Annotated in this window: 9 protein-coding genes and 1 pseudogene; 3 read left to right on the top strand and 7 right to left on the bottom strand. The window is 61.7% G+C overall.

The genetic code is table 11. The features are described from left to right. Window positions 1-328: 328 nt before the first annotated feature. Window positions 329-547: a hypothetical protein gene (locus tag IDT60_RS04665; protein ID WP_191082048.1), complete on the top strand. Its 219-nt coding sequence runs from the start codon at window positions 329-331 to the stop codon at window positions 545-547. A 56-nt stretch (window positions 548-603) separates the two neighbouring features. On the opposite strand, the pseudogene IDT60_RS04670 reads toward IDT60_RS04665, so the two are convergent. Continuing rightward, window positions 604-852, bottom strand: a pseudogene (locus IDT60_RS04670) (ADP-ribosylglycohydrolase family protein); the annotation flags it as partial. After that, entirely contained in the window at window positions 849-1,814 is a 966-nt protein-coding gene (locus tag IDT60_RS04675) for an ARPP-1 family domain-containing protein (RefSeq protein ID WP_191081061.1), read from the bottom strand. The pseudogene IDT60_RS04670 and the gene IDT60_RS04675, both read right to left, overlap by 4 nt. A 95-nt stretch (window positions 1,815-1,909) precedes the next feature. Between IDT60_RS04675 and IDT60_RS04680 the strand changes: the two genes are divergently transcribed. Continuing rightward, on the top strand, window positions 1,910-2,572 hold the full coding sequence (locus IDT60_RS04680; RefSeq protein ID WP_191081062.1) for an NUDIX hydrolase: 663 nt from the start codon (window positions 1,910-1,912) through the stop codon (window positions 2,570-2,572). A gap of 257 nt (window positions 2,573-2,829) precedes the next feature. On the opposite strand, the gene IDT60_RS04685 is transcribed toward IDT60_RS04680, so the two are convergent. The 4 genes from IDT60_RS04685 to IDT60_RS04700 all read right to left on the bottom strand — a co-directional run bounded on the left by IDT60_RS04685 (window position 2,830) and on the right by IDT60_RS04700 (window position 6,605). Further along, a complete protein-coding gene (locus IDT60_RS04685; protein WP_191081063.1) occupies window positions 2,830-3,714 on the bottom strand; it encodes a hypothetical protein in 885 nt (294 codons plus the stop codon). Further along, a complete protein-coding gene (locus IDT60_RS04690) occupies window positions 3,711-5,270 on the bottom strand; it encodes an SIR2 family protein (protein ID WP_191081064.1) in 1,560 nt (519 codons plus the stop codon). The genes IDT60_RS04685 and IDT60_RS04690 overlap by 4 nt, the downstream gene beginning before the upstream one ends. Window positions 5,271-5,302: 32 nt before the next feature. Beyond that, on the bottom strand, window positions 5,303-5,881 hold the full coding sequence (locus IDT60_RS04695) for a hypothetical protein (protein ID WP_191081065.1): 579 nt from the start codon (window positions 5,879-5,881) through the stop codon (window positions 5,303-5,305). 184 nt (window positions 5,882-6,065) lie between these two features. Continuing rightward, a complete protein-coding gene (locus IDT60_RS04700; protein WP_191081066.1) occupies window positions 6,066-6,605 on the bottom strand; it encodes a hypothetical protein in 540 nt (179 codons plus the stop codon). Window positions 6,606-6,748: 143 nt separating this feature from the next. Between IDT60_RS04700 and IDT60_RS04705 the strand changes: the two genes are divergently transcribed. After that, window positions 6,749-9,868, top strand: a complete 3,120-nt coding sequence (locus tag IDT60_RS04705) for a DUF3427 domain-containing protein (RefSeq protein WP_305072166.1) — start codon at window positions 6,749-6,751, stop codon at window positions 9,866-9,868. A gap of 133 nt (window positions 9,869-10,001) precedes the next feature. Here IDT60_RS04705 and IDT60_RS04710 read toward each other — a convergent pair whose 3' ends face one another. Further along, on the bottom strand, window positions 10,002-12,101 hold the full coding sequence (locus IDT60_RS04710; RefSeq protein WP_191081068.1) for a DUF262 and DUF1524 domain-containing protein: 2,100 nt from the start codon (window positions 12,099-12,101) through the stop codon (window positions 10,002-10,004). Window positions 12,102-12,297: the final 196 nt, after the last annotated feature.

A 12,297-nucleotide genomic window follows, 5' to 3' on the forward strand; every position in this document is an offset into this window, starting at 1 on the left:
CTCAACAGCAAATGGATAGGTGCTGCATGAGCCCCGTGGCTGTTTCAACAGAACTCACAGTACTAGCACCACGCGCCGTATGACTCACCGTCGCCAACAGGTCGGATGTTTAAAACCGGGCGCGGTGGGCAACTGAAGGCGAAGCCCCGGCGTCCCTCGGCTCGGCGGCGCCCTCAGCATTTCCCAGCACTCGCAAGAACACTGGGTTTGGCCGCGCGAAGGGCAGGGCGCGCTGGAGGTCTTCCATCGCCTCCAACGGAGACACTCCTGCAACGTGCGCGCCGTAGGGGTCCGCAACAGTAGGCGTCCGCGACTCCGCCCGGACACAATGCAGCAGCACAGTCTTGCCCTCCGCCCGGAATCGTTCGACGGCGGCTGCCGCCTCCCCGAGGACAAGGCCGCGTGTGTGGTGTCGTCTTTAGCAGCGGAGTCGACAACCCAGAAAGTGGAGTGGTCCTCCGGCGCCACGCCCGGCACATTGAGAGTGCCGAGCGCGCAGAGCGAGACCACGGCGTCGATGCCCAACTCAGGCCACGCGCTGAAGTGAGCCGACCCCGCCGAGCCACACGCCGCCGTCGTGCGGGTGCCGGACCAGCGCACCCGAGTCGCGAGGGAGGAGGACGCGGCGCCGGAGGCGGACTCCAGCAGTGCCTGCGCAATGGGGATCGCCATGGACGTATCGTCGGTCCACTCGGCGGGGGCGAACCCGAACGGGCCGCGGCCCTTCATGGTCACGTCGGCGCCGTCCGGCAGCGGTGCGCCGAACTCGTATCCGGCTCCGAGGGCGTCGCCGGCGGCCAAGGCGACGAGGACGCCGGCCGCGCGGTCATTCTGCAGGGGGTTCAGTTTCATGCCATCTCCATCAGGGGGTGTCGGGTGTTCCAGCCGGTCAGGTGGGCCAGCTGCGGGCGGCGCTGGGGGAGCGCGACGGCGATGCCGGCCGCGGTCACCGCTCCGGCGGCACGGGCGATGTTGCGGCTGCGGAGCGCGCCGTGGTCACGGACCTCGACGGCCGCCGGGCCGCCGTCGAACGTTCCGAAGTCCATCGCTTGGACGTGGGCGGCGAAGTCGCGGGCACGCTGGCCGGGCATCGGTCCGGATGCCAGCACCTGGGGCGACAGGAGCTCAAAGTCCAGCAGTGCCGCCTCGACCATCTGGCCGTAGTGGCGGAGGAACAGCGTGCTGGTGCCGAAGACCTCCAGGAGCAGCGGCTGCCGGCCGAGGCCGATCACCACGCCCCGCTGGCCTTCCAGCGGCTTCGGCGCGGCCGACGCGTCGAAGCGGTTCCGTTCCTCCTTGTCGTTCTTGAACCAGTCCATGTGCTGGAGCAGGGAACTGGTGGCGGAAGCGCCGCGGGCGTTGTCGAAGCGGCTAACCCGCTCCCAGATCCGCCCCTGCCGGTTGCCGCCGCGCTCGCCATGAAGGCCGTTGGCCAGCTCTGACCAGACGTTCAGCGGGGCGCGGCGGGCCTGCCTCCGGTGGCTGGTCTCGCCCGCTTCCCAGCGGCCGGCTTCGACGCAGAACGTGTCAATGTCGCGGGTTTCGCCTGGACCGAGGACGACGTCGCGGGCACAGATCCGGTGCTGCTGCCCGCCTTCGAGCAGCTCGCCCTCCAGCAGCAGTGCGGGGTGCGGGCCGTTGTTGGTGACGGTGAGGCGGGCCACCTGGGCACCACTGGCGAGTTCGGTGACGGCGACGTCGGCGTGGGTGCCGGTGCTGATGCCGAGACTGCCGGAGCCTGAGGTCCAGACGGGGAAGAAGCTGAGGGGGCCAAGGGTGCTGCCGGCGCCGACGTGGAGCTGTGGGACTTTCATGGTGACCTCCGGTTGATTTAATGCATTTCTGCGCTAATTGATCTCAGTATGCACCGCTTGCATCTTTAGCGCAAGACTGCGATAAATAAGATGTGATGGTTTCCAAGAACATTCCTGGCGCGTCCCTGCTCGACTACCCGCGACCGTCGGTGGCGGTGGATACGGCGGTGCTGACCGTCGCAGAGGGGAGCGTGTGCGTGCTGCTTGTGCGGCGCGCGGAAGACCATCAGCACGGACAGTGGGCCCTTCCTGGCACGTTCCTGCGCGAGCGGGAAACCCTGGCGGACGCGGTGCTGCGCTGCCTGCGCGAGAAGGCGGGGATTACCGGGCGGGTACCGCGGCAGTTGCAGGTGTTCGACGAGCCTGGGCGCGACGATCGCGGCTGGGTGTTGTCAGTGGCGCACGTGGACGTCGTGCCGTTGGCGGCTCTGCAGGAAGCGCTAAAGTCCGACGGCGCCAGGCTGGCTTCCGTTACCGGGGAACTGGAGCTGATCGGCGGGCTGCCCTACGGGCACGCGGACATCGTGGCGAAGGCCGTGGACTGGCTGCGGACTGCCTATGTGGAGGCTCCGGATCCTGGGGCGTTGCTGGATGAGCCGTTTACGTTGAAGGATCTGCGGGAGCTGCACGAGGCGGTGGCGGGTGCTCCGTTGATGCGGGACACGTTCCGGCGGTTCATGGAGCCGAAGCTGGTCGGGACGGGGCAGATGTCCGACGGGACGCGGGGGAGGCCTTCGCGGTTGTGGCGAAGGCCCTAGGTCCATGCATCAGCAACATACATGGACCCCACGTGGCATTAGAGTTCGACTACCACGAACAGTTGGCCGCGAATTCCGGGTGCCGCGACATGCGATGAAACAGCCAAGAACTTCGCTGACGGTTCATTACTTTGCACGAGAGTTACAAGTCGCTGGGTAGAAATGTTCGCCGATTCGTAGTGGAACACTTCGGCCACCATTTGCTTTGAGCGGTTGAGGTGCGTGGGTAGCGTCAACTCTGGATCATGCTCGACACGTCACTCGGCACGGGGCCAGTAGTTTAGTGTGCTCATGTCCCCGCGCTTCTTCGCTATCGTCCGGTAGCCATACTCGCCGATGACCTGGTCGAACAGCGGTCCATCCAAAACCGGGCTGACCTGGAAGCCACGTCTACCAGTGGCCGCGTTCTGTTCCCAGGTGTCGGAGAGGATCCGAAACAGGCCCCTAGTTACGCCGCGGTGAACGGCGACAACGTGGTCGATTCCTTCGGCTTCTATGCGGGTTTGGTTCAGCTTCCACCAGCAGCGGACGGAGTCGCCGAGCTCTGCGGCAAACTCAGACATGCCCTTGGCATTGAGCCATTCGGATTTGAAGCCATAGCCGGATCGCACGGATCCGCCGGGTGCCATTTCTTCCGCTTCAACCCAAGGCTTCAGGGTAACAAGCAGCAGGGGCGGAACGGCGCGGCCAAGATCCGGTGCCGCAAACTCGGCCACAATATTGTCCAAAGTCTCGATACCGTGTCCGTTGGATGCTTCGCGGCGGCCGTTGGTGAGCTGATCCAAGTGGGCTAAGGGGCGAGAGGCGTCGCCCGGTTGGAGCAGAAATGAACTCAGCAGGTCGATGGCAGACGCCTCAACCTGGGTGTATTCCGGGCCCATACTGTGCCGCAATATCCAGATTTCTGGTTTCAGTCCGGCGTCGTGAATGCTATTGATGGCGTCGAGCTTGCGCGAGCGCTCACTGCTGGGTTCATCTCCTGCGGGGGTCAGGGCTTTTGCCTCCAGTCCGTGGTCTAGAACGCGTGTCTTACTGCCCTTACCCACGTAGAACGGAATCCGCGTTTGCGGGTCAAGCAGTAGGTAAACGTAGTTGCCCAAGTAACCGGCGACTTGTTCCAGGACCTTCTTTTCGTCCGTCATGACTCTCTCCACTCATTGTTTGCAGAATGGCCGAGCCCGTCGAGCGTCTGGTCGAGCAACGCCCACACCTCCTCGGTTCCGGGCGGTCGCGGCTGCTCAGCCAGTTTCAGCAGTTGGGCGCGCAACTGTGCCTCGGTGTGATTTAGGCCGGCGTCGTAGGCGGGTGCCAGCAAATACGAGTGATTGTCGGTAGCGTAAGCGCCTAACATGTCCAGGAAGACTTCGAGCTCTCGTCCGGATATCGCCAGCGCAAGCTTTGATTGATCGACGTTCAAGTGGCCGGCGCCGGACTCCGCCGGCATCGAGAGGATGTCCAGCTTGCCCTTCCAGACCATGGACTGAAGTGGCTCATGAAAAAGGGAGAGTACCGTCCCCATGTGGTGCCCCTCGGAGAGCCCCTCCGGCAGAGCCCGCCTGACATCGTGGACGATCTCATGGAAATGGTCGTCTGCCAGGCCGAAACCCACGAAGAGTAAATGGTGTGTCAGCAGATGTGCCTTGACCAAGGCGGACAGGGCTTCGCGGTTGCTGTTGTAACCAAGGTAGTCGTCACGCGTCAAAACGATTGATGCAGGTTGGCTGACGGATCCGTGCAATTTCAAGAGCCAGCTGTTGCCGACTGCAGGTATGTTCTCCGGCAGGACGGTTCGCGGCCGTTGGGCATCGTGGCACGCCAACTCGAAGAGTCGGTCATAGTTCAGCGTGATTGCTCCCGAAGAGGGGACGGCGGCAAGCAGCGCGGGCGCCAAGCCATACTTCTGCAGGTCCACGGCCCTCGCGACGGCTTCGCCAAAGGCAGCCCGGGAACCGTGCTGGTCGATGTAGAGCTGCTCCAGCACGCCGGCCTGATCGAGCACTGCCAGCTTCTCGAATGCAGCAACTGCACCCTCGTCCAACTGGACTCCAGCGCGCAAGGCCGTAAGCAAATCTCTCCAGCTCGGCGCTCCGGCGCTAACGCTGACCCCCGCACCAAGAAAGGGCACCAAGTGGCCAGAGCGCGCGAGCTTGCCGAGCCCTTGCGCCTTGGCATGCAGTTCGTCACCAAGCGAAGGCCAGCACTCCGAGCCGCCCGCGTCCCGGCGAAGCTTCTGGGCCAGAGAGAAGGCTGCCTTGTCGCGGAGCACGATGACTAAGTCGACGGCGAACTTAGTAGCCAGATTCGCGCAGACGTCCAGCAGCCCGCGCAGCATAGCCCCGAGGTGGTTTCCTGCACCGCCGCCGGCCGTCCCGAAGAACGGAACGGCCAGCAATCTGTAGGGCCGCAGCGCCGGACTGGAAGTGGCGCCGGTGGCGGCACGCACGAATGCCTCCAGTCGCCGCGCCACAGCAGTGGAATCCCAGATGCCGTCCAGCGGAACCGCAGTCAGAACGGGGAGTGGATCCGCCGGTTCCCAGGCGGCCACGGGCTCCGCGAGAACTGTCCCTGCTCGGAAATCTTTCGAAGCCGATGCGGCAGCGATTCCTTGGAGGTCGGGGTTCGCCCGCAGCCAATGCTGTTCGATTCGGACGGTGGAGTCCGTAGGAAGCAGCCAAGCATCGCATTTGAGGTTGAGCATGTCTGCCATAGCGACGAAGACGTGAGGCCGGGTCATGATAGTGCCCTCAGAATTCGGACGCTGTTCCGCTCAAACGCAGCAGTACCGTTACCGTCGGGCGCCGCGATGCGGATCAAGGGCGGCTGGCCCATGGCAGGAATTACTAGATCGCGCAAAGCGTCATTGTAGGCTCTTTGGCGCTGTCGGCCACCGGGGCCGAAGCCGGAGGCTGCCTTATTGAGCCGGTACGCATCCGCTGTTCGGCAGTACTTTTTGCATAGGTTCACGTACTCGTCAGAGTCGAATCCCAGGCTGGCGTCCGCTGGATAGTGTGCGAAGGTCCGCATGCGGTAGCTGGTGAAATGCTGAACCTCATCGATTTCGATCATCGTCCCAGTGGGCAGGTGGATGAAGTCGCCGGGCAGCGCAGTTGTCCGCTTAGCTGATTGTGCCTCACCGTCGCCGCCAAGTTCGTGAAAGATCTTGTCCAAGATAATGAATTCGGCTCCGGCATCACCGGGCAAGCCGAAGTGGCCCCGCTGATTCAGCCACGGTTGTTTGTACCTGACCAGCTCGATGCCTTCGTGGGCAGCTGCTTCCAAGAACGAGTTTTCGCAATCTCCGACGGGCATTCCCACATCCTAGGGCCGCTAGCCGAAAGAATGTCACTTGACAGGTCCGGGCGCACAGCTGTCTGAGGCACAGAGTCAAAGCAACGTCGCTGTTGCTGGCGCTGGAATGGCTCCGCGGGGTGAGAACCTGGCTGCACATGAGTCCGCGACAGGCAAGATTTCTGCGGATGTGCGAGCTTTCGCCCTAGTTCATCGACTTTTCAACTATGCGGATGTCGACTTCTGATGGTTCCTCATCCAGATAGAGTCGGCCAGACCTGTGAAGTTCCAGCCCAGCGTCGAGGTACGGGCGCATAGTATTCCGTGGAATGCCTGCCTCGCGTTCCATTAGACGGCGGTTGATTTCCCCATTTCGAAGTCTTGACGGGTCCAGCGCCATTCGAGTCCAAACACGTGCGAGCTTCACGATCGCTTTCTTCCGAAGTAACTTGGGGGACGTGAACGGGTCTGGGCTGTCCCTAGCGGTGCCGTCATCAAATGCCTGCGATCCGACGTTGACCATGGCCAGGAGCCCGTCCACGGTTTCGGGCAGGTGTCGACCATTAAACTCGGTTGCGTCATTCTCACTCGTTGCGGTCTGGGACGCCTGGTGGAGTTTCAACTCCTCTGATGCTGAGTGAAGGCGCCGAGCCAACTCTTCGAGGAGCTCCGCGTTGGAAAAGTCTGAAATTCGGACCTCGCGATTTTGCACCCCTTCAACGTTTTCGTCTGTTTTTCGATTCATTCGGTCACAATATCGAGAACAGGCGTATACAGGAATTCCGAATATTCGATGGGCCGAACACTGCAGCTGAGTTGGCTCCGGTCCCTCCCGCGAAATACCCTGGCGCAGTGACTAATTTCTTTGGGGGAGTGGCAGCGGAGCAGCTGCCCGAGGGCTTGTACGAACTGCTGAGCACGGAGGTGCTCAGTAACCGTCTGAGCAAAGAGCAAGAACTCCATCCAGTCTTCGCAAACGTAGACGACGAGGACACCCCGGATATCCTCTCCCGCCACGTTGCCGACGCCGTGCGCCAAGCCCTGGAAGCAGCCAAACCGACTGAACGTGTCGCCCTTGCAAACAAGCTTCTCCAAGAGCTAAAGCACGCGGACCGCATCGCGCCAGGTCCTGCCCAATTACGGTCCCTTCACCGCCCGGACACCCTGAAGCGCCGCCAACTCCGCAGACCCACCACCAAGCTCAGTGACTCAGCGCTGCTGACCAATAGCAAGGACGAGCCAAATCTCGCCGCGGAGCTCCGGGCCGAGATCGGGTCCGCGAACACCGTCGACCTGCTCTGCGCCTTCGTCCGCTGGACGGGGCTCCGTCTGCTGGAGCCTGCCCTGGAGCAGCTCAAAGAACGCGGTGCCAGACTCCGAGTCCTCACCACCACCTACATGGGCGCCACGGAACGCCGCGCCATCGACGAGCTCGTCAACCGCTACGGCGCCGAGGTCAGGATCAACTATGAAACCCAGGCCACTCGCCTCCACGCAAAGGCCTGGTTGTTCCGCAGGAACTCCGGCTTCGACACCGCGTACGTCGGGAGCTCCAACCTCAGCCAGGCTGCACTGCTGGATGGCCTGGAATGGAACGTCAGGCTCAGCTCCGTCGGTACCCCCACGCTGCTGCAAAAGTTCGAGGTCACCTTCGACAGCTACTGGGAGCAGCGGGCCTTCCAAAGCTACGATCCGGAACGCGACGGCGAAAGGCTGGATGCCGCGCTGGAACGCAACGGAGGGCGGCGCACCGCAGTCCCGGGCGCGGCTACAGGGCTGGAAGTGCAGCCGTTCCTCCACCAGGAAGAGATGCTCGAGGAGCTGGAAGCCGAGCGGCTCAAGGGTTTCAACCACAACCTCCTGGTCGCGGCCACCGGCACCGGGAAAACAGTCATCGCGGCACTGGACTACAAACGCCTGTCTGAGGCTGCCGGCCGTGATCTCAAGTTGCTCTTCGTCGCCCACCGACAGGAAATCCTGAAGCAAGCGATGCGTACTTACCGCGACGTCATGCAGGACGGCGCTTTTGGTGAACTCTACGTGGGGGACCACAAGCCCAAAGAGTGGAAGCATATCTTCGCTTCCGTCCAGTCGTTGTCATCGCTCGGCATCGAACAGCTGGAGCCGGACTTTTTCGACGTCGTCGTCATCGATGAGTTCCACCACGCCATGGCGCCCACGTACCGGCGCCTGCTGGATTATCTCCAGCCGCAGCAACTTCTCGGACTGACTGCGACGCCGGAACGTGGCGACGGCGTCGACGTCGCCAAGCAGTTCTTCGATGGCCGCACCGCCAGCGAGCTGCGGCTCTGGGATGCGCTGGATGCTGACCTGCTGGTGCCGTTCCACTACTTTGGTGTGTCTGACGACGTTGACTTGAGCCAGTTGGAATGGAAGCGCGGCAACTACGACGCCGCCCAGCTCAGCAACCTGTACACCGGTAACGACGCCCGCGCCGCCAAGGTGATCCGCGAACTCCGCGACAAGGTCACCAGCACCGATCAGATGCGGGCCATCGGCTTCTGCGTATCGGTCCAGCACGCCCACTACATGGCGGAGGTGTTCAACCGTGCAGGCATAGCTGCGGTTGCCGTTGATGGCAGCACTGACGACGCCGACCGCGCAGACGCGCTGGAGAGACTCCGCCGGCGGGAGATCAACTGCATCTTCGCAGTCGACCTCTTCAACGAAGGGCTGGATCTGCCGCAGGTGGACACTATCCTGCTGCTCCGGCCGACGCAGAGCGCCACGATTTTCCTCCAGCAACTGGGTCGGGGGCTGCGCCGCGCCGAGGGCAAGGCGGTGCTGACCGTCATGGACTTCATTGGCCAGCAACGGCGTGAGTTCCGCTTTGACCTGCGCTACCGGGCCCTGACCGGTTACGGGCGCAAGGAATTGGAAAAGGCCGTCGAGGACGAGTTCCCCTACCTGCCGTCGGGCTCGCAGATCGTGCTGGACCGGGTGGCACAGAAGGTGGTGCTGGACAACATCAAGGCACAGTTGCGGTTTAACCGAGCGCAGTTGGTCCGGGATATTGCCTCGTACGCGGAGACCGAGCTGGAGGCCTATCTGGAGCAGTCCGGGAACGACGTGAAGTCGATCTATCGGTCGACGAGGGATTCGTGGACCGGCTACCTTCGCCTGGCTGGGCTGATCGAGGGCTTCTCTCCCCTGGAGACGGTGCTCCGCGGGAAGATCGAGGACAGGACGGACGCCGACGAGAAGAAGCTGCTGGGCCGGATGGCTGCCCTGATTCATGTGGATGACCCAGAACGCGCAGAGGCGTACTCGATGCTGGTCGGCCCCGATGCGCCCCGCTATGCGGAGCTGGGAATGCGTGAGCAGACTTTTGCCCGGATGCTGTTCTATACGTTGTGGGACGACGGCGGCGGTTTCCAGACGTACGACGACGGACTGGACTACCTGCGCGGCTACCAGTTTGTGTGCAGCGAGATCCGCCAGATCGTGAAGCTTGGGGTGGCCGCTTCCAAGCACGCCGCCAAGGGGCTGGGAGCGGGGCTGCAGCACGTTCCATTGCTTTCGCACGCAACCTACCGGCGTGAAGAGATCTTGGCCGCCCTGCAGTACGGGTCGCTGGAGCTCGGCAAGAATGTGCAGCACCGGGAGGGCGTGGCCTGGTGCCCGGCGACCTCCACCGACGCCTTCTTTGTGACGCTGAACAAAGACGACAAGAAGCATTCGGCCACCACAATGTATAAGGACTACGCCATCAGCCCCGAGCTGTTCCACTGGGAATCGCAGAACGCGACGTCGCCAGGGAGCCCGACGGGGAAGCGGTACCTGGACCGGGCATCGCACGGCTCCAAGGTTCTGATCTTCACCAGGGATACAGCCGACGACGAGACCGGGCTGACGGTTCCATACACATGCCTGGGCCAGGTGGACTACGTGCAGCACAAGGGTGAAAAGCCCATTGCCATCACGTGGAAGCTGCACCGGCCGATGCCGGCGGATGTGTTCGCCACGGCTGCTCCGGTGGCGCAGTGACGCTCTGCTAACAAGGCTTGTGCGAAGTTTCAGGTAGCCCGCCGGCGCATCCCGCTACCTCCGAAGATTGACTCAAGGTGCAGCCGCGTTACGAACTCCTCGTAGAGAAGCTCATAAGTGCCTACAGCGCTGCCTATTCCCCACCCATCTGGTACTCGAAAGCCTGACGAACCAAGCCGATGGTGTAGCCGAGGTCGGTCTCCTCGTTCAGGCTGACCTCGGTTGGGCCATTGCCCCAATGCCCCTTGTCGCTGACGTCCCAGGCAAGGCCCCGCTCGTCTCGGAGTGCCTCGAGTGGGATGTTGAGGCTCAACCTCAGCCGAGCCTTCTGCGGGACCACGTCGACGAAGTTAGTCTCAGCCTTAAAAGCGACGTATTGCTTCAAGAATTGCTGAGTGACGACTGGGTCTAGGGCCAGAACTTCCGCACTAAACTTTTCGAATAGGGCTCGTCGCGGCTGCTTGAGCAGATGTGGGTGGTCTTCAATGGAGAAATCCGACTCTGCACGTCTTTTTTGTAACTCCGTGATCGTTTGGGCTGGCAGTTCCGGCAGGGACCAGATCTTGAGCGCATCGTCTGCCAGCCGCGCGTTGCGTTTTTGGATCTCGCTCGCGTTCCAGAATTCGAGTTGCCCTAACCCCTTGTTGAGCCTGAGCGGGCTGTCTTTGAACCCTCCCTCCATGTCGCGCTTCTTTGCGAACGCGTGATCGGAGTACTCCGAGTTGTAGCCCGTGAGCGTGAGGTTTCCGAGCGTGTGCAGGTAAGTCGATTGCACGTCCTGCCAGTCTTCCCCAAGAGACAATTGCCATTCATCCGACAGGTTCTCGTTCTGCGGCATTATGTGCTCGATCGTGTAATCCTCGATCGTCACGCGCTCCTTGCGGCCGTAGTTCTCCAGCATGCGAAAAAAGTAAGAGCGCCGGCGAAAGTTGTACAGGTCACTGGACTTGAGCCCGGAAACGAACTCGGCGTCAGTCGGAAATCTGCGGTAGCTCTTGAAGCCGAGAAAGTTTGCCTTAACGCTCTCGAGATACCGATCCTTGCGCACAGCTGAACTGAAGCCAGCAAAGGTCTTGTTCAGCGAGTTGGTCGGGATGCGGCAAACCGCGCGGCGGAAGATGTACGAGGTAACTAAATCAACGATCTGGAGCACGCCGTCGCGAGTCAAAGTCCCGAGCTCGTAGTCCGTGTAGACATCGAGCAGGAAAGGGTAGACGACATCAGCCTTGATCTGGTCCAGGTCCTTAAAGGCCCGCCACAAGGTCGGATCCGTCTCCTTGCCCAACGCCATCGCGCAGTAGCGGCGCGCGTACTGACGCAGCTCGATAACGAGAGACTCGATTGTTTCGTCCGCGCTTGTGAAAGCTGTCGCGTGATCCTTGAATGCGTCATAGATGCCGTCCAAGCGAGGTATCTCGCCGGTCTTATTGGTCAGGTAATGGCGGACGAACTCATCGAACTGACTCTCCTCAGCACCCATAAACTCGAGCTCCATTGGACGCCAATAGGCCGAGTAGACTTTCTCCTGCTGTTTGGGTGGCAGGTCCATGAGGACGTAGTTGCGAATCAGATCGGCCTGGGACAGCTTCTTGCCGGTCGAGTTCATGGCTTCAAAGACGAGCTGGGGGTTGTCCACCCCGCGCTCGAGCTTTACATCGACGACGACGAGTTTGTCGAGGCCGCGGCAGACGAGGGACAAATCGAGCTTCGGATCATCAAGCTTCCGCCGGAAGTAGGAATAGTTCTCGATGACGCGGGTTTCCGTGTCGTTGGCCGGCTCCGCTCCCTGTAGGATCGCGATCAACGCCGGCCTGTCGCTCTGGGACAAGATCAGCTTGAACTGACGTTCACCTTCTTCATCATCATTGAGTAGGTAGCGATTCCGGATCTTTCGCGGAGAGAAACCGTCCCAGGGCTCCCGCTGACCGTCCGGTAGTGCCTCCAGCCGGTCAACCAGAGCTGCGAGTATCAGGGTTACAGTGGTGACCCGCTGCTGGCCATCGATGATCAGATCGGGCTCAGCGGAGGTGTTAGTGGCTTGATCCTTTGCGACGTAGACGATAGACCCCGTGAAATGTGACCCAAGTGCCGCAGTCGATCCCGCGCGGAGGATATCTGCCCACAACTGCGCGCACTCCGCTTCGTGCCAAGAGTAAAGGCGCTGGTAGATCGGCACTATGAACTGACTGCTCGCTTTCAGCAGCGTAAGTAGATGCGAGTCAACGGCCTTCACAGTTCTCCTTCATTTTGTGTTGATCACACCTTATCGTCCAGGTAAGTAGACCGAGCCTTGGGGTCACGGCAAGTATGGGTGGCTGTGCCTGCGGCTAGTCCGAAGGATGCAACGGTCCGGCATATGCTTTGACGGCTCGCGCCCGCCCGCTATCTGCCGGACAACATAAACGCCATAACCTGCAAGCCCTATAAGC

It is taken from the genome of Pseudarthrobacter sp. BIM B-2242 (genome assembly GCF_014764445.1).
Lineage (GTDB): Bacteria > Actinomycetota > Actinomycetes > Actinomycetales > Micrococcaceae > Arthrobacter > Arthrobacter luteus_A.